This is a genomic window from Bradyrhizobium sediminis (genome assembly GCF_018736105.1).
Lineage (GTDB): Bacteria > Pseudomonadota > Alphaproteobacteria > Rhizobiales > Xanthobacteraceae > Bradyrhizobium.
The window spans coordinates 3,565,522-3,582,888 of sequence record NZ_CP076135.1 but is presented as its reverse complement, the minus strand read 5'-3'; the positions used below and the strand labels follow the sequence as shown (position 1 = coordinate 3,582,888).

Sequence of the window (17,367 nt, the reverse complement as noted above, 5' to 3'; positions counted from 1 at the left end):
CAATCCCGTTTTGCATGCCGCGCAAGCACCAGGAACGCTTTACGTTCCTCATGGTGAGGAGGCGCCCTTGCGCCGTCTCGAACCATGAGAGCCCGGGTGCCGCCTCATCCTTCGAGACGCGGCGAAGACGCCGCTCCTCAGGATGAGGCTCCCAGGCCAACGGCCGCCACCGGCCGGAAATTCGCAAAATCCCATCCCCGTCCAGGGGCGGCATCGAGCAGCGCGCGGGTATAGGCCTGTTGCGGATGGGTCAGCACCTCGGCCGCCGGGCCCTGTTCGACGATGCGGCCGTGCTGCATCACGGCGACGTCGTCGCAGATCTGCGCCGCCACCCGCAGATCGTGGGTGATGAACAACAGCGCGATGCCGAGGCGGGTCTGGATTTCGTCGAGCAGTTCCAGGACCTGCGCCTGCACCGAGACGTCGAGCGCCGACACCGCCTCGTCCGCCACCAGCACGTCGGGGTCGAGCGCCAGGGCGCGTGCAATCGCGATGCGCTGGCGCTGGCCGCCGGAGAACTGGTGCGGATAGCGCGAGATCGCGTCCGCCGGCAGGTCGACCAGCTCCAGCAGCTCGCGCGCCTTGGCCAGCGCTTCCGCGCGCGGCATGCCGTAATTGATCGGGCCCTCGGCGATGGTCTCGCCGACGGTGATGCGCGGATTGAGCGAGCGATAGGGGTCCTGGAAAATAATCTGGATGCGTTTCCGGTGCGGTTGCAGCAGCCGCCGCGACAGGTCGGAGATTTCGCGGCCGGCGAGGCGGATGCCGCCGGAGGTCGGATCGATCAGCCGGACGATGCAGCGCGCCACCGTCGATTTGCCGGAACCGCTTTCGCCGACGATGCCGAGCGTGCGGCCCTTGCGCAGCGTGAGCGTGACGTCCTTGGCCGCCGCCACTTCGCGGACGCCGCCGAAGAACGAGCGTTCGCGGTAGACCTTGCCGAGTTCGTTGGCCTCCAGCACCACCGGCTCCGTCGATTCCGGACGCGCCGCGCGCGGAATCAGGCTCGGCACCGCCGACAGCAGGTTGCGGGTGTATTCCATTGTCGGCGTGCGCAGGATGGCGTCGAGCGCGCCGGTCTCGACCAGCCGGCCCTGACGCATGACGGCGACTCGGTCGGCGATCTCGGCGACCACGCCCATGTCGTGGGTGATGAAGAGAACGGCGGTGCCGTGATCCCGTTGCAGGTCGCGGATCAAAGTGAGGATCTGTTTTTGCGTGGTGACGTCGAGTGCGGTGGTCGGCTCGTCCGCGATCAGCAGTTTCGGTTCCAGCACCAAGGCCATCGCGATCATGATGCGCTGGCGCTGGCCGCCGGACAGCCGGTGCGGGTAGGAGGCGAAGATGCGCTCGACCTCGGGCAGCCGGACCTGCTCCATCATGTCGAGGATGCGCTTCCTGCGCGCGCGGGCGTCGAGATCGGTATGGGCGCGCAGCACCTCGTCGATCTGGCGGCCGACCGGCACCACCGGATTGAGCGCGGTCATCGGCTCCTGGAAGATCATCGCCATGGTGGTGGCGCGCAACTGGCGCAGGCGGCGGTCACTGGCGCTCAGCAGTTCCTCGCCGACCAGCTTGATGCTGCCGCCGGATGCCACCAGCGAGCCTTTCTGCAACAGGCCCATCACCGTCAGCGAGGTGACGGACTTGCCGGAGCCACTTTCGCCGACCAGGCACAGCGTCTCGGCTTCGCGGACCTGCAGCGAGACGCCGTCGAGCACCCGCTGATGGCCCGGCTTGTTGCCGAGGCCGACCACGAGATTGTCGATGTCGAGGACGAGGTTTTTCATGTTCGGTGTCGCGCTCACTTGCCGCCCTCCCGCTGCTTCATGCGGGGATCGAGCGCGTCGCGCGCGGCGTCGCCGATCAAATTGACGCTGAGAATCGCGATCGACAGCAACAGGCCCGGCCAGAAGATCAGCGACGGCTTGATCTGAAAATAGGCGCGGCCCTCGGCCATGATATTGCCCCAGGTCGGCGTCTCCGGGCTGATGCCGGCGCCGAGGAACGACAGGATCGCCTCGGTGAGAATGGCGGACGCGCAGACGTAAGTGCCTTGCACGATCAGGGGCGCCACCGTGTTCGGCATCAGGTGCCGCCACATGATCTTGGGCAGGCTGGACCCGACCGAGATCGCGGCTTCGACATAGGGCTCCTCGCGCGCGGACAGCACCACCGAGCGCACCAGCCGTGCCACCCGCGGGATTTCCGGAATGGTGATCGCGATCAGCACTGTGGTCAGGCTGGCACCCGACAGCGACACCACGGCAATCGCCAGCAAAATGCTCGGGATCGCCATCAGGCCGTCCATCACCCGCATCATGACGGCGTCGACCCATTTGAAGAAGCCGGAGACGAGGCCGATCAAGAGTCCAATGCCGATCGAGAACACGGCGGCGCCGAGCCCGATCAACAGCGAAATCCGGCCGCCATAGAGAATGCGCGACAGCACGTCGCGGCCATAGGCGTCGGTGCCGAGCAGGAACTGCGCGCTGGCCGGCTTCAGGCGCTGCGCCGGCGCCAGCAGCAGGGGGTCGTGCGGCGAAAGCAGCGGCGCGAAGATCGCCGACAGGATCACCAGCGACAGGCAGACCGTCGCCGCGGCGATGATCGGGGTTGCCGTCAGAAATCCGAGCCCCGGCCGGAACGGCGTGGTGATCGGGATCGACGGCTCTGGAACGGTTTCGATGGCCATCAGTACCGGATCCTCGGGTCGAGCAGGGTATAGGCGACGTCGATCAGCAGATTGACCGTGACGTAGATCAGCGAGGTCAACAGGATCATCGCCTGAATGACGGGATAGTCGCGCGCCAGCACGGCATCGACGGTGAGCCGACCGATGCCGGGCAGGTTGAACACGCTCTCGGTGACCACCACGCCGGAGATCAGAAGCGCGAATCCGGTGCCGATCACGGTGATGACGGGCACCGCGGCGTTGCGCAGCGCGTGGCGCAGCAGCACCCCGGTCTCATTGATGCCCTTGGCGCGGGCGGTGCGCACATAATCCTCGCCGAGCACGTCGAGCATCGCAGCCCTCGTCATGCGCGCGATCAGCGCGACATAGATGAAGGACAGCGTGCAGGTCGGCAGGATGATGCGTTCGAAGAACGGGCCGAAGCCCGCGGTGATGCTCTTGAATCCCTGCACCGGCAGCCAGCGCAGTTCGATCGCAAAGACCTGGATCAGCACATAGCCGATCACGAACACCGGCACCGAGAAGCCGAGCACCGACAGTCCCATCACGAAGCGGTCGATCCAGGTGCCGTGTTTCCAGGCCGCGATGACGCCGAGCGGCACCGCCACCACGATGGCGAGGATGATGGTCGACAGCGCGATCGAGATCGACGGCTCGACCCGCTGGCTGATCATCTTCAGCACCGGCACGTTGGAGATCAGGGAGACGCCGAGGTCGCCGTGCAGAAGCTTGCCGACCCAGGTGAAGAACTGGGTGTAGAGCGGCTCGTGCAGGCCGAGCGAGATGCGGATGCGCTCGAGCTGCTCGGGGGTTGCATTGTCGCCGGCGAGAATCGCGGCGGGATCGCCCGGCGTCAGCCGCAGCAGGAGAAACACGAACAGCGCCACCACGCCCATCACGGGAACGGCGGCCAGCACGCGGCGAAGCAGATATCCGAGCATCAGGCGCACCCACTCCTTCGTCGTCCCTGCGTAAGCAGGGACCCATACGCCGGGAATTCTCTATTGTTTGCTGGAGAAGACGTTCGGGACGACAACGCAGGCCTGTGGTTATGGGTCCCTGCTTTCGCAGGGACGACGCATTGAGATTTGGGAATGCTGCAGAAATCCATCATGACGTCACTCTCACACTCTGCGGCCCCGATGCAAGATTAGCAAATCCTGTGCCATCGGGAATGCACAAAAGTGCCCTCACTCCAGCGTCGCCAGCAGGCCCGCCATCAGGCGGCCGCGCTCGGCGAGGCTGTCGACCTCGATGTGTTCGTTCAGCGTATGCGCGTCGGCGCCGCGGACGCCGAGGCCGTCGAGCGTCGGGATGCCCATCGCGCCGGTGAAATTGCCGTCGGAGCCGCCGCCGGCGCTGCCATGCGGCAGTTCGACGCCCATCTGGTTGGCGACGCCGCGCGCCTTTTCATACAGCGCCATGGTGCCGGCGTCGGGCTCCCACACCGGCCGGGTCACGCCGCGCGTGACTTTAAAGGTGACGTCGTTGGCGGAACCGGACAGCGCCAGCATCCGCTCCACGCCGTGGTCGAGATCGGCCTGCCGCTTGGCCATGCTCAGCGCCTCGCCGGTGGCGGTGGTGGCGACACAGTTGACCCATTGGCCGCCATGCACGATGCCGACCGAGAAGGTGCAGTCCGCCGTCGTCATGGCGTCGATGGCGAGGATCTGCCGCGCCATTTCGCGAATCGCGGAACGCCCCGAGGACAGCGTGGCGCCGGCATGGCTCGGCTTGCCGATGGCTTCCAGATTGAACCGCGCGATCGCGTAGCGCCCGGTGACGACGCCATTGTCCGGGCGGCCAGGCTCCGGCACCAGCACATATTTGTTACGCGCGGCCTCGGCCTCGATGATGTCGCGGGTCGACGGCGTGCCGACTTCCTCGTCCGGGGTGAACAGCACGGTGATCGGCAGCGGCGTCGTGAAGGATGCGCGCGCCAGCTGCCGGATCGCTTCCAGGGTGAGGTAATTGCCGCCCTTCATGTCGAAGATGCCGGGGCCGTAACATTTGTTGCCCTCGCGCCGCCACTTCAGCTTTTCCAGCGTGCCGATCGGATGCACGGTATCGAGATGGCCCGCGATCAGGATGCCGGGCTCGCCCGCTTTCGGATGCGGAAAGCGCGCGCGAACGCAGCCGCCGAAGCCCTGGCGGCCGGCGATACGCTCGATCGAGGCGCCCATGATCGCCATGTCGCGCGCGGCGATATCGAGCATGCGCTCGACCGCGGGCGCGTCGAAAGTCGGACTTTCGCATTCCACCCAGCCGCGTAGTCCAGCCAGCATGGCCTCGGAATCGAAGGGAAGGTTGGCGGGGTTCATGGGCTTCTCTTTGTTTCTTTGTTTTTGAACGGAATGTTTTCTTGACGCGCCGGCTCTCGGCGCGCGGCTTACGAGAATGACCGGCGGCGAGTTTGTAAAGTGAAACTTGCGCGGCTTTGTGCGGCGCATTCGCCGCGCACGCTTGCGCTAAAACCCGATTGACGCGCAACGCGCTTGATGCAAGGCTCAAATGCTTCGGAGTTACAGCGTGTTAGCGCGCGCCTAAATAACGCGCCGCATGCATAACGAATGATCTGAGTTTGACCAGTTTCACGTCAGGAGACAAACGAATGTTCCACATCCCGCGCTGGAAACCTACCGCGATAGCTTCAAGTGTCGCGCTGTCGGTCCTCGCTCTATCGGCGGTCGCGACATCGCAGGCGATCGCCGCCGGCAAGACCATCACCGCGGTGATGCATTCCGATTTGCGCGTGCTCGATCCCGGGCTCACCACCGCCTACATCACCCGCGATCACGGCTACATGGTCTACGACACGCTGGTGGCGACCGATGCCAACTTCAAGATCCAGCCGCAGATGGCGGATTGGAAAGTCTCCGACGACAAGCTCACCTACACCTTCACGCTGCGCGACGGCCTGAAGTGGCATGACGGCGCGCCGGTCACCGCCGAAGACTGCGTGGCCTCGCTGAAGCGCTGGGGCAAGAACGACGGCATGGGCCAGAAGCTGATGGACTTCACCGCCAGCATCGAGGCGCCGGACGCCAAGACCATCGTGCTGAAGCTGAAGGAGCCCTACGGCCTGGTGCTGGAGTCGCTCGGCAAGCCGTCGTCGCTGGTGCCGTTCATGATGCCGAAGCGGCTGGCGGAAACGCCGGCCGGCAAGGCGATCGCCGAGCAGGTCGGTTCCGGCCCATTCAAGTTCGTGCAGGCCGAATTCCAGCCCGGCGTGAAGGCGATCTATGTCAAGAACGCCGACTACGTGCCGCGCAAGGAGCCGGCGAGCTGGACCGCCGGCGGCAAGGTGGTCAAGGTCGACCGCGTCGAATGGGTGACGATGCCCGACGCGCAGACCGCGGTGAACGCACTGCAGTCCGGCGACATCGATTTCATGGAAAACCCCTCCTTCGACCTGTTGCCGGTGCTGGAGGCCAACAAGGACATCAAGATCGAAATCCTGAACAAGTTCGGCTTCCAGACGCTGGGGCGGATGAACTTCACTCTTCCGCCGTTCGACAACGTCAAGGTACGCCGCGCCGCGTTCCTGGCCATGAGCCAGAAGCCGGTGCTCGACGCGCTGGTCGGCAATCCCAAGTATTACAAGATCTGCGGTGCGATCTTCATCTGCGACACGCCGCTTGCTACCGACGTCGGCTCGGAGTCGCTGGTGAAGGGTAACGGCATGGCGGAAGCCAAGAAGCTGCTCGCCGAGTCCGGCTATGACGGCACGCCGATCGTGGTGATGGCGCCGGGCGACGTCGTCACGCTGAAGGCCCAGCCGATCGTGGCGGCGCAATTGCTGCGCGAGGCCGGCTTCAAGGTCGACGTGCAGGCCACCGACTGGCAGACCGTGGTGACCCGCCGCGCCAGCCAGAAACCGGTCAAGGAGGGGGGCTGGAACATGTTCTTCACCAACTGGGTCGGCGCCGACGTGGCCAACCCCGTCGTCAACGTATCGATCGGCGGCCGCGGCACCAAGGGCGGCTGGTTCGGCTGGGCGGAAGACGCCAAGGTCGAGCAGCTGCGCGATGCCTTTGCTCGTGCGGGCTCGCCCGAAGAACAGAAGAAGATTGCTGCCGACCTGCAGAAGCATGCCTATGAGCAGGCGATCTACATCCCGCTCGGGCAGTATTTCGCCCCCAGCGCCTGGAGCAAATCGCTCTCCGGCGTGCTCGACGGCCCGGCGACGCCGGTGTTCTGGAATATCGAGAAGAAGTAGGGGCGGGGGCGACGTCGTCGCTCAGAGAGTCCAACTTGAAACCATCGTCATGCCCGGCCTTGTGCCGGGCATCCACGTTTTTGCGGCAAGCGACCAGGTATGAAGACGTGGATGGCCGGGACGTAGGTCGGCCATTCGGTATCAGATATGGAGCGGATGCGTAGTTCCTGGATGTGGTCGTGAAGAAATGCGAAGAAGCTATGTCTCAAGACAGGATTCGTCGCTGTCGCTGCTCTCATTGAAGAGCGATCTCAGCAAACGCCAGAGTTCGCGGTGTCCAGCGGTTTGACCACCTTGCGTTAGATAATCGGCGATATCCATTGTCGCTGTCTGGTATTCTACTTTGCCCCCAATGCTTGCCTCTAAATGCACCGCTTCTCGCTCGACATACAGACTTTTGGTGTCCGTATCGAAGACAAGGGAACAACGATCCTCGTGTGTGATCTCGGGGCCTTTTACCTGACGGTACAGTTCTCTTTTCAGGAGGGCCATTTTCCGTTCCAGATGAAGAAGGCGCGATGGCCAGTTTCCTAGCTCAATAAGGTTCGGACCTTTGTAACGGCGTCATAAATTTCGATCTGGAGCATCGGATAAGCCGATTTCAGTTTCCGACCCGATGCTTCAGCAGCTTCGACAGTGTCAAACTCTGACTTGAAGTGCCCGTCGACAATCACCACAAATCCTTCCGTCGGTGGCCTGTCGGCACGTGGTGCCTTCTGCTCAGGCTCGTCAGTTGAGCGAACAGGCTTCTTCATCGGAACTCTCATCATGTCGCAGGCGCGTAGCAGGTGGGCTCTTTGAGACCGAAAGCTCTTGAAATTTCATTCGATCACGGCATCGGAAAAGTGAATGACAAAATCCGGAGACCGGAACTGGCTTACTTGGTTCGGATCTCCGGTTTCTTGCGATGACCGCGCAGGACTATGCGGCCTTGTTCGGTGCAGCGGCCTTGTTCGATACAGGGGTCGTGCTCGGTGGAGCGCCTGTCTTGATATTGATTGTCTTGGTGGATTTCACCGCCTTGGCGGGCTTCTTGATGGTGATATGTAGCACACCCTTGTCGAAATGAGCTTCGACGGCCCCGTCTTCCGGCTCGAAGGGCAGGGACATCGATCGATAGAAGGAGCCGTAACTCCGCTCCTCGATATGCCAATCCTTTTCTTCTTTCGTACTCTCCGCTTTTTTCTCACCGGAGATGACCAGCTGGTTGTCGTCCAGGCTGATATTGATATCTTTCTCGTCCACACCGGGAAGTTCGGCTGTCACTTCGAAGGCGTCATTTGTCTCCGCAACATTGATTGCCGGCGCGCCCGCCCCAATGCTGGGAGAAGGCGAACTCTGATCGAATGCACGCAATGCGTTTTCCATTTCGCGCCGAATGGCCCTGAAAGGGTCGGATGCAAGCTCTTGGCCACTGGTCCACAATCTCGGGAGGCTCATCTGTTCTCTCCATGGGCTAGAGGATATCTAAAAAGCCTGCTCCTGATGATCCTGATGGCCTTGACGTAGCTCAAAATGGCCAAGTTTTTTCGGGCCGGAAAGGCCGGCCGTGATGCCAATCAGCGAATGTACTTGCATCATGGCTCGCAAAAGCAAAATCAGCGACTATCTAGTTATAAGCATGCAAGAGAGCACGTCAGTGAGGTTGACCTAATGACTGGCAAATACCCATCGAGCTTCTATCGCCGCGTTGAACGCAGCTGGGCTGGAGCATCAAGTCGCTAAGACAAATCCGCGGTCAGATTGTCGTGGCAACCGAGCGTACATTGCAACGCATGTTCGACCGTGACGGTTCGTTGATCCCAATCCCGGTAAGAGCGGCCTCGGACCGGCAACGACGTGATCGGGGCCGATCACGTGATTGATTTTCCAAATCATAGTCGTTCATACGACCATACACGGCGCGCCGTGCGATTTTGGGGGCATGACAGCGCCGCAGAGGCGTCATTCTACATTGACGAAGAGGCACTGAGACGAATTGAACCAGACGCTCGTCTCGATGAGTGGGGCTTTCTGGAAGCGTTCGATTCGAACCGCGATTTGATATGCGCCGCCGCGGCCAAGGTTTATGTCCGCGGAAGCAGAGGTTCTTATGATCTGGTTGCCGCTAATTTTTGAAACGATGGCCCGCGGTTTGGCGCCTCATGCCGTTCGCTTGCGTGCGAAAGCCCCTGGCGGCCGCGAACCAGCCAGCGAGTAACAAGATTCCACAAGATTTGTGCCGATGCCGGACGGCTGCAAGGTTTGATGTCCGGGATGGGTCAAGCGCGTCGTTTTCGCGATGTCCGCGCGGAGCCCCTCAATAACAGACGCTGGCCGAACGCGATGGCGCGGCAACCTTGGTGCGGGCGGTGGGACTCGAACCCACACGACGTTGCCATCGAGGGATTTTAAGTCCCTTGCGTCTACCAGTTCCGCCACGTCCGCTTTGGTCACGAGATCAGATACTTAGCGCGTTTCCTTCGGCTTTGGAAATGGGGTAGGCTTGAGGGAAATCGCGGCTTTTCCTTAAGCGAGTGCGCGGGCCAAGGCAAAGCCTCATTCCCGACACCAGCGGCTGCTTTAGGCATTCTCAACCGTGTCGGTTTACGAAAGTCGCATGATCGTTTCGCTCAAGCATTCCCGGCCTCCGCTGCGCCTCGTCGCGGCGATGGCGCTATTCGCCTCCGCCATCGGGCTCGGCGGCTGCGCCGGCATGAGCGACAGCATGAGCACGGCGTTTGCCGATCCCGCCAAATACGATCTCTACGAGTGCAAGCAGCTCGAGGCCGAACGCAAATCGCTCGCCTCGCGCCAGGCCAGCCTCCAGGCCCTGATGGCGAAGGCTGAAACCGGCGCCGGCGGCGCCGTCGTGGCCGAGATCGCCTATCGCAACGACTACATCGCGGTGCGCGGGCAAGCCCAGTTCGCCGAGGAAGCCTGGCAGCGCAACCGCTGCGTCGCCGGCGCGCCGGCCGCCGTGACCGCGCCTGTGCCGCCGGTCGTCGCGCCGGCGCCAAACCGGGCGGCGAAACGCTAAAATGCGCGGGGGATGACGGCCAGTGGTGGAGCAGCGAACGCGAACTCCCACCCGACACAGACCATCCCTCACGCCCGCCAGTCGTAGATCCAGTCCTGCCGCGCCAGCATGCGCTGCGGTCCCATCGCGCGGATGGACCAGTCGCGCGCCAATGCCGCCGGACCGCTCAGATGATAGATCGCGCCGTTGTGCCGGGCGGTACGCTGCACGCGGCTGACGCGGGCGCGGCGCAGCCGGCCGTAACGCTTCAGCGCCGCCGCAATGCCGGCGGCGGCGTCGCTGTCGCCGAGGCACTTGGCCAGCACCGCGGCATCCTCGATCGCCATGCCGGCGCCCTGCGCGGCAAACGGCAGCATGGCGTGGACGGCGTCGCCGAGCAGCGCGATCGGGCCCTTGCTCCATTCGACGCCTTCGGGCACCGCGAACAGCGCCCATTTGCGCCAGTCGTCGACGGCGTTGAGCATCATCCGCGCCGGCCCCGGCCATTTGTACGAGGCGAACGCGTTCTTGATTTCGGCGTTCTCGCCGGCCGTACTCCAGCCCGGCCGGTTCCAGGTGCCGGGCACCACGGCGACGACGTTGATCTGGCGAGCGCCCGAAATCGGATAGACGACGAGATGTGCGTTCGGCCCCATCCAGAGCTGTACCCGGCGCGAAGTGTATTCGCGCGGCAGCTGCGTGGCGTCGAGCGTTCCGCGCCAGGCGATCAGGCCGGAGAATTGCGGCTGCGCGTCCGGAAACAGATGATGCCGCACCGTAGACCAGATGCCGTCGGCGCCGATCAGCGCCGTCGCCAGTTCCTGATGGCGCGTGTTGCCGCTCCGCTGCACCACCGTCAGTCCCTTGGCGTGGGGGGCGGCGTCCTCGAACTGGCAGCCGAGCCTGAGCTCGATATCGGGATTGTCGGCCACCTGCGCCGCCAGCGCGCCCTGCAGGTCGGCGCGATGCACCACCCAATAGGGGGCGCCGGCGCGATAGGTGGCGGCCTCGCCGAGCGGCAGGCGGCTGATTTCGCCGCCGGCGCGCGCGCTCATGATGCTGACGGCATCGGGGATGACCGCGCGCCCGGCAAGCCGCGGCTGCAGTCCGAGTCCGACCAGTACGCGGCTGGCATTCGGGGAGAGCTGCAGGCCGGCTCCGACTTCCTCGAGCCGCTCGGCCTTCTCCAGCACGACGACGCGAAAGCCTCGCGCGGCGAGCGCCAGCGAGGCCGTCAGTCCGCCGATCCCGGCACCAGCGACGACGATGGTGCGAGACGCGGCCACGGAGCGATCAGGCGACCTTCAGCACGCACTCCGGCGGCCGGGCCTCGCCGGCCTCGAGGTCGGTGGCGTAGCGGTACAGGGTCGAGCAATAGGGGCAGATGATTTCGTTGTCGTTGCCGAGATCGAGGAAGACATGCGGGTGATCGAACGGCGGATTGGCGCCGACGCACATGAACTCCTGCGAGCCGATCTCGATGACCGGAACGCCGGCGTCATTGTGGAAGTGCGGGACGACATGGTCGGACATTCTATTTCACCCTGGATGGCGGCGGCGGCGCAGACGAACAACGGGGCGCGGCAGGCTGATACTGCCGCGCAGCATACTGATACTTGCGGGTGGCGTTGATTCCTAGAGCCCCGGAAAGCCATTTGCTCATGCAAATTCGACACAATCTTGTCGTCCCAGAGAAGCCCTTCTTTCGTCGGGCTTCTTTCGTCGGGGCTGTTGTGTCCGAAAAGCGGCACCCCATGTTGAGGGCGGCGGAACCCAAGGGTTTTTCGGCATGAGGCGGTCGCGGATCGGTCCGGCACTGGCGGGTATGGCGGCGTGCGCGGTGGCGTGCGCGCTGCTGTGGCCGCATGCGCGGGATGCCTATGCCCTGCTGGCGGCGCAGGACGATCCGGCCGAGCTTTCCGACCTCCAGCTCGGTTCTGCTCTGCGGAATGACGCTGGGCTGATCGGGCAGAACATCGAGGCGGCGCTGGCCGAAAACGACCCCGATCTGGCGGGCAGCTTCGCCGACCTCGCCCGGGACAGGAACATCCCGCTCGGCGATGAACTTTCGAAGCGCGTCAGCGACGCCGTCGCGGAGCATCATTCGACGCCGCAATTCGCCAAGCGCTTCGCCACCGGGCTCGTGACCGGCAATGCCGACGACGTCGCCAGCCTGTCGGGCACGGTGGCCGGCGATCTCTTCGTGTTCGGCGACATCAGGGACGTGGTGCGCGAAGGCAAGCATCTCGCCATGGGCGAAGACACCGACCATCTGGTGCTCGGGCTTGCCACCGCGGGCCTTGCGGTGACGGCGGCGACCTATGTCTCGGTCGGCGGCGCGCTGCCGGTGCGCGCCGGGCTCACGCTGGTCAAGGACGCCCGCAAGGTCGGACGGCTGGGCGCCGGGCTGACGCATTGGGCCGGGCGCTCCGCGCGCGAGATGGTCGATACGCCCGTCCTGCAGCAGGCGGTCGCCTCCGGCTCGGTGCTGCGGCCGGGCCAGACCATGACCGCGATAAGAGCGGCGTTCCACGCCGAGAAGGCCGGCGCGCTGGTGCGGCTAGCCAAGGACGTCGGGCGCGTCGGCGAGAAGGCGGGCATCCGCGCCGCGCAGGACACGCTCAAAATCGCGGAGTCGCCGAAGGACGTCGCACGCGCCGCGCGGCTCGCCGAGTCCAAAGGTGGCCAGACCCGCGCGATCCTGAAGGTGCTGGGCCGCGGCGCATTGCTGCTGGCGACCGGCGCCTTCAATCTGACGCTGTGGCTGTTCGGCGCGCTCATCACGCTGTTCGGCTTGCTGTCGTCGATCAAGGCCACCACCGAACGGCTGACCCTGGCCTATCTGCGCCGCAAGAAGGCGCGGCGATTGCGAAAAGCGATGGCGGCTACTGCATTGCCACCCAGTGCCTCTCTGGCGGGCGCCGCCGCACAGGCCTAAGGTTTCCCAGCCTTCGATCGCTGATCTCATCAACATACGGAACGACCCGATGCCGAGTTTTTACAACGGCGAAGTTGAAATTGCCTATCTCGACGAAGGCGAGGGCGATCCGATCGTTCTGGTGCACGGCTTTGCCTCGACCAAGAATGTGAACTGGGTCTATCCGACCTGGGTTTCCGAGCTGAAGAAAAACGGCCGCCGCGTCATCGCCTTCGACAACCGCGGCCATGGCGATTCCGGCAAGCTCTACGATGCGGCGGCCTATGACGTCGCCACCATGGCCGGCGACGTCATCGCGCTGATGGATCACCTCGACATCGAACGCGCCGATGTCATGGGCTATTCACTGGGCGCGCGGATGACGGCGGTGCTGGCGCGGCAGCAGCCGCAGCGGTTGCGTTCGGCCGTGTTCGGCGGCATCGGCATCGGCCTGATCGAGGGCGGCGGCCCCGGTGAAAACGTCGCGGCCGCACTGGAGGCGGCCTCGCTCGACGACGTCACCGATCCGGTGGGGCGGACCTTTCGCGCCTTCGCCGACCAGACCCGCTCCGACCGGCTGGCGCTGGCGGCCTGCCTGCGCGGCTCGCGCCGCCTGATGACGCGGGATGAAGCCGCCGGCATCGAGGTGCCGGTGCTGATCGCGGTCGGCACGACGGATGAGATCGCGGGCTCGGCGGACGCGCTCGGCAAGGTCATCCCGGGCGCCGAGGTGCTCCATATTCCGAACCGCGACCATATGCGGGCGGTCGGCGACAAGGTCTACAAGGCGGGCGTGCTGGATTTCCTGTCACGGCGGAGGTGAGCCGTCCGGCTCGTCGCGGCCGGCGAAATGCCTGACGATCGCGATCAGCGCGACCAGGGTGGCGACCCATGCGATACGCGCGCCGTAGCGGTCATGCGGTCCCGATATCACGCCGCAGACGAAGGCGTTGTCGAGCAGCGCCAGCGTGACCGTAGTGGCGAGCAGTGAGAGATCGTCGAGCTTCCGCCGCCAGATCGCGCCGCCGCAGATGGCGACGACCGCCAGCATCGACGCCAGCGCGATGGGGACGTGGAGCCGGTTGATGACGGCAAAGTCGAGGTCCCAATGCTGCTGATGCGCCGCGCGCATCGGCTTGAGTTGCGAGGGGATATAGCGCTCGATGATGCCGTAGGTGTGGGGGATCCAGCCGTTGGTGCCTTCGCCGGTTCCGACCATGACCAGTTGCTGTGCGGTGGCGACGATCGCGGCTTGGGCCTGCCACAGTGGATATTCGGCGAGCGAACGCGTGACGATGAAGCCCATCTCGTCGTTCAGACCAGTGAAGCGGCCGAGCGTGTTGAACATGCTGCTGCCCCAGAGGAACTGATCGGCGGTCGCCGGAAGTTCATTGCGATAGGGGCAGAGCTTCAGTTTCTGCTGCGGGCAGTGATCCCGCAGATATTGTTTGACGATGCCGTCCTGCAGCATCCGCCCGAACGCGACGCCGTACCCGCCGGGCGTCCATGCCAGTTTTCCGGACAGCGCGAAATTCGCGGCCACCAGCATGATGGCGCCGGCGACGAGGGTCAGGCTGCCTTGCAGCAGTCCGGAAATGGCGATCCGTGAGCGCAGGAAGGGGAGCGCGATCCAGCCAGCGCAGCACAGTCCCAGCAGCACCGCCAGCGTGGCGCTGTGGGTTGCCGCGGCGAAGGCGGTGAAGGCGAACAGCAGGCACTTCTCGATCGTGGAAGTCCTGTCGCCGTGTACGACCAGGATGAACAGCGCCAGCACCGACAGGCCGGTGAAGATGTCGGTCAGCAGCATCGAGGTGAGCCAGGGCAGCGCCGTGGTCACGATCAGGGCAACGCTGATGGCTGCCAGCCGCCATGGCCTGACCATGCCGAACACGCGCAAGGTCAGTTGCAGGATCCAGAGCGTCGCCAGCGCCTGAATACCCAGATTGATCCAGAAGCTCGAATCCTCGCCGAAATGGAGGTAGAGGCCGAACACGGTGGACCGGCTGGGGACCAGATAGCCTTCGTACCACCGGGCCAGATAGCCGCCGGTGTCCCACTGCAGGAGCGGGTAGCCGTTCCACAGCGCCGGCGCGATCAGCATGAGGGGTATGGCTACCGCCGATAGCCATACCCAAGCGGAATCCGGCGCGCGTGCGCGTAAAATCTGGCTGTGAATGCTGTCTCCCCCCGAGTTTTGCGATTAGCATGCCTCCATTGGCATGCGGAAATCCACAAATAGTTGGAACCCGGGTGGCTTGATTTCCCGAAATCGCGGGCCACCTTGAACTGGACGCTGTCAGTAGGGTGGTCGCGGCCGGTCAAGGAATGTGTGCCGTATCAATGTTTTGGCGCAGTTTCCTAACCAAGTCCGCCGGACCCTTTGCCGGGAGCGGGACAGCCGTCCGGCCGTCGTGCTATAAATGTCCCTAAGAAACCCGAAATTGCGAGAGCAGCCCATGGCAGTGCATCAGATCAATCCGCAGGGTGGGAAAGTGGCGGCGCTCGATCCGATCTGGGATCGGGTGCGGGCCGAAGCGGAAGACATCGTCCGCCGCGAACCGGAACTCGCCTCCTTCATCTATTCGGTCGTGCTGCATCACGACCGTCTGGAAGACGCGGTGGTGCATCGCATCGCCGAGCGGCTCGACCATACGGCGCTGTCGGGCGACCTGATCCGCCAGACCTTCGACGAGGCGCTGCGCGACGATCCCGATCTCGGCAACGCGTTTCGCGCCGACATGGTGGCGGTCTACGACCGCGATCCCGCGACCTCGCGGTTCATCGATCCCTTGCTCTACTTCAAGGGCTTCCACGCGATCCAGACCCATCGCCTCGCGCACTGGCTCTATCAGAAAGGGCGCAAGGATTTTGCCTATTACCTGCAGAGCCGCGCTTCCGCGGTGTTCCAGACCGACATCAATCCGGCGGCACGAATCGGCCGTGGTATCTTCCTCGATCACGCTACCGGCTTCGTGGTAGGCGAGACCGCCGTCATCGAGGACGACGTCTCGATCCTGCACGGCGTCACCCTCGGCGGTACCGGCAAGGAGAACGAGGATCGCCATCCCAAGATCCGCCGCGGCGTATTGATCGGGGCGGGCGCGAAAATTCTCGGAAATATCGAGGTCGGCCATTGCGCCCGCATCGCGGCGGGCTCCGTGGTGGTGAAGCCGGTGCCGCACAATGTGACCGTGGCAGGCGTTCCCGCCAAGATCGTCGGCGAGGCCGGCTGCGCCGAGCCGTCGCGCACCATGGATCAGATGCTCAACGCGATCGGGATTTGATTGTTGCGCGTATTCCGCGAAGGAATACGCGCGAAGCCAAAAAAGTCGTCTGAATCGCGTGCGCGATTTTTGCAAGTTGGGCTGGCAGTCCGCTTCGTCCCGGCCTAGAACCTCCCGAAACCTAATCCGATTGGAGACTGCCGTGGACGTTCAGGAAGTCAGGAAACTCGACGCCTATCTCAAGCGCCTGTTCGGCAATCCGAAGATTCGCGTGGTGCCGCGGCCGAAGAAGGACGATTCAGCCGAGGTCTATATCGGCGAGGAGTTCATCGGCGTGCTGTTCGTCGACGATGAAGACGACGACCGCTCGTTCCAGTTCCAGATGGCGATCCTCGAGGACGACCTGGTCGAGCAGGGCTGAGCATCCCGCAAGGGGATCGCTACTTCGGGCCGCGCAATTGCGCCGTCAGCCGGTCCATCGCATTGGCGACGTCGCGCCACTGCGCGAGCCAGCTCCGCGGAAAACGAAACGTCAGGTCGGCGCCGTCGATGCGGCGCTCGCTCAGGCACATGCCGGGGGTAGAGGCGTCGCGCGTGCAGCGCGCGTTGAGGGCCGGCGAACTCGCAAGGAACAGATCCTCGTTGCCGTAGGGCGTGCCGTCGCGGAATGCGCGTAGCGTCAGGCCGTCCTGTGCCGGTGAGGGAGCCTGCTCGAGATAGCGCGGATAGATGGTGCGCAGGCGGGTATCGGGCGCCAGCGTGTCGTGATGCGCCGATATCGACAGGAAGATCCGGTCGATCGGCTGCACCGATTCCTCCACGGTATCGGCGCTGACGTGCCTCGGCGCATCGGGCGCTTCGAGCGAGGGAAACATGAAGCTGAGATCGACGCGTTCCTGCGGCCCGGAGTGACGCTGGATCTTCCTGCGGACCGCCATGGTCGGCACGTTGAAGAGGGTCGCGCCGACGCTCACCGGCAACCGGTCCGGATTGCTCGAAGCCTTCGGTCCCCAGGTCGGCCAGAGCAGATAGGCGACGATGGCGATCGCTCCCGCCGTGACCGCGCCCCCCAGCACGATCGGAATCATGTGGCTGCGGTGATGCCGGCGCGGGTTGCGGGTGCTGTGCTGGGCGGTCGAGAACAAGGTCATGAACGGGACATCGTGAGGGTGGCCCTCGGGGGTCGAATCAACTGCAAATATGCCATGCGCCGGCGGACTTCCGCACCACTTCGCGCGGTTGCAGCCGCCGCGAGCCATGTCCTGGCCGCGGTTCCCGCCGGCGGCGTTAACCTTTCCTTAAGGATAGTGTGGC

General features: G+C 64.2%; 18 protein-coding genes and 1 tRNA gene. 7 read left to right on the top strand and 12 right to left on the bottom strand.

Annotated elements, in window-relative coordinates; genetic code table 11:
- Window positions 1-137 precede the first annotated feature (137 nt).
- The 4 genes from KMZ68_RS17265 to KMZ68_RS17250 form a co-directional block, all read right to left on the bottom strand.
- Complete coding sequence (locus KMZ68_RS17265) at window positions 138-1,790, bottom strand: ABC transporter ATP-binding protein (RefSeq protein WP_215612412.1); 1,653 nt, start codon at window positions 1,788-1,790, stop codon at window positions 138-140.
- A 14-nt stretch (window positions 1,791-1,804) separates the two neighbouring features.
- Window positions 1,805-2,695, bottom strand: coding sequence for an ABC transporter permease (locus KMZ68_RS17260; protein WP_215612411.1), 891 nt, complete (start codon window positions 2,693-2,695; stop codon window positions 1,805-1,807).
- On the bottom strand, window positions 2,695-3,636 hold the full coding sequence (locus tag KMZ68_RS17255) for an ABC transporter permease (RefSeq protein WP_215612410.1): 942 nt from the start codon (window positions 3,634-3,636) through the stop codon (window positions 2,695-2,697). Before KMZ68_RS17255 ends, KMZ68_RS17260 begins: the two co-directional genes overlap by 1 nt.
- 249 nt (window positions 3,637-3,885) lie before the next feature.
- The gene (locus KMZ68_RS17250) at window positions 3,886-5,016 is read right to left on the bottom strand and encodes a M20/M25/M40 family metallo-hydrolase (protein ID WP_215612409.1); all 1,131 of its coding nucleotides are present in this window, start codon (window positions 5,014-5,016) and stop codon (window positions 3,886-3,888) included.
- Window positions 5,017-5,306: 290 nt separating this feature from the next.
- On the opposite strand from KMZ68_RS17250, the gene KMZ68_RS17245 reads away from it, so the two are divergent.
- Window positions 5,307-6,914, top strand: coding sequence for an ABC transporter substrate-binding protein (locus tag KMZ68_RS17245; protein ID WP_215612408.1), 1,608 nt, complete (start codon window positions 5,307-5,309; stop codon window positions 6,912-6,914).
- A gap of 198 nt (window positions 6,915-7,112) precedes the next feature.
- Here the strand turns inward: KMZ68_RS17245 and KMZ68_RS17240 are convergent, their stop codons facing one another.
- From KMZ68_RS17240 to KMZ68_RS17230, 3 genes are all read right to left on the bottom strand, one after another.
- Complete coding sequence (locus KMZ68_RS17240) at window positions 7,113-7,406, bottom strand: hypothetical protein (RefSeq protein WP_215612407.1); 294 nt, start codon at window positions 7,404-7,406, stop codon at window positions 7,113-7,115.
- Window positions 7,407-7,444: 38 nt separating this feature from the next.
- A complete protein-coding gene (locus tag KMZ68_RS17235) occupies window positions 7,445-7,669 on the bottom strand; it encodes a hypothetical protein (RefSeq protein WP_215612406.1) in 225 nt (74 codons plus the stop codon).
- A gap of 166 nt (window positions 7,670-7,835) precedes the next feature.
- The gene (locus KMZ68_RS17230; protein ID WP_215612405.1) at window positions 7,836-8,354 is read right to left on the bottom strand and encodes an Hsp20/alpha crystallin family protein; all 519 of its coding nucleotides are present in this window, start codon (window positions 8,352-8,354) and stop codon (window positions 7,836-7,838) included.
- A gap of 399 nt (window positions 8,355-8,753) precedes the next feature.
- Here KMZ68_RS17230 and KMZ68_RS17225 point away from each other — a divergent pair, with 399 nt between their 5' ends.
- Window positions 8,754-9,032 (top strand): DUF1488 domain-containing protein, encoded by a 279-nt coding sequence (locus KMZ68_RS17225; protein WP_249779386.1) that lies wholly within the window; start codon window positions 8,754-8,756, stop codon window positions 9,030-9,032.
- 222 nt (window positions 9,033-9,254) lie between these two features.
- Here the strand turns inward: KMZ68_RS17225 and KMZ68_RS17220 are convergent.
- Window positions 9,255-9,341 (bottom strand) — tRNA-Leu (locus KMZ68_RS17220).
- A gap of 172 nt (window positions 9,342-9,513) precedes the next feature.
- Here KMZ68_RS17220 and KMZ68_RS17215 point away from each other — a divergent pair.
- Complete coding sequence (locus tag KMZ68_RS17215) at window positions 9,514-9,933, top strand: twin-arginine translocation pathway signal (RefSeq protein ID WP_215612404.1); 420 nt, start codon at window positions 9,514-9,516, stop codon at window positions 9,931-9,933.
- Window positions 9,934-10,001: 68 nt separating this feature from the next.
- On the opposite strand, the gene KMZ68_RS17210 is transcribed toward KMZ68_RS17215, so the two are convergent.
- Both KMZ68_RS17210 and KMZ68_RS17205 read right to left on the bottom strand, forming a co-directional pair.
- Window positions 10,002-11,198, bottom strand: a complete 1,197-nt coding sequence (locus KMZ68_RS17210) for an FAD-dependent monooxygenase (RefSeq protein ID WP_215612403.1) — start codon at window positions 11,196-11,198, stop codon at window positions 10,002-10,004.
- 7 nt (window positions 11,199-11,205) lie between these two features.
- On the bottom strand, window positions 11,206-11,445 hold the full coding sequence (locus tag KMZ68_RS17205) for a zinc-finger domain-containing protein (RefSeq protein ID WP_215606113.1): 240 nt from the start codon (window positions 11,443-11,445) through the stop codon (window positions 11,206-11,208).
- Between the two features lie 256 nt (window positions 11,446-11,701).
- Between KMZ68_RS17205 and KMZ68_RS17200 the strand changes: the two genes are divergently transcribed.
- On the top strand, window positions 11,702-12,850 hold the full coding sequence (locus KMZ68_RS17200) for a hypothetical protein (protein WP_215612402.1): 1,149 nt from the start codon (window positions 11,702-11,704) through the stop codon (window positions 12,848-12,850).
- 49 nt (window positions 12,851-12,899) lie between these two features.
- The gene (locus KMZ68_RS17195; protein WP_215612401.1) at window positions 12,900-13,652 is read left to right on the top strand and encodes an alpha/beta fold hydrolase; all 753 of its coding nucleotides are present in this window, start codon (window positions 12,900-12,902) and stop codon (window positions 13,650-13,652) included.
- Here the strand turns inward: KMZ68_RS17195 and KMZ68_RS17190 are convergent.
- Entirely contained in the window at window positions 13,638-14,930 is a 1,293-nt protein-coding gene (locus KMZ68_RS17190) for a hypothetical protein (protein ID WP_249779385.1), read from the bottom strand. The two genes, KMZ68_RS17195 and KMZ68_RS17190, sit on opposite strands and share 15 nt — an antisense overlap.
- Before the next feature lie 355 nt (window positions 14,931-15,285).
- Here KMZ68_RS17190 and cysE point away from each other — a divergent pair, with 355 nt between their 5' ends.
- Window positions 15,286-16,113: a serine O-acetyltransferase gene (cysE, locus tag KMZ68_RS17185; RefSeq protein ID WP_215612400.1), complete on the top strand. Its 828-nt coding sequence runs from the start codon at window positions 15,286-15,288 to the stop codon at window positions 16,111-16,113.
- Between the two features lie 142 nt (window positions 16,114-16,255).
- Window positions 16,256-16,474 carry a DUF3126 family protein gene (locus tag KMZ68_RS17180; protein ID WP_079543740.1) on the top strand — a complete coding sequence of 73 codons (219 nt, stop codon included), beginning with the start codon at window positions 16,256-16,258 and terminating at the stop codon, window positions 16,472-16,474.
- A 19-nt stretch (window positions 16,475-16,493) separates the two neighbouring features.
- Here KMZ68_RS17180 and KMZ68_RS17175 read toward each other — a convergent pair whose 3' ends face one another.
- Window positions 16,494-17,204: a hypothetical protein gene (locus tag KMZ68_RS17175; RefSeq protein ID WP_215612399.1), complete on the bottom strand. Its 711-nt coding sequence runs from the start codon at window positions 17,202-17,204 to the stop codon at window positions 16,494-16,496.
- Between the last annotated feature and the right edge of the window lie 163 nt (window positions 17,205-17,367).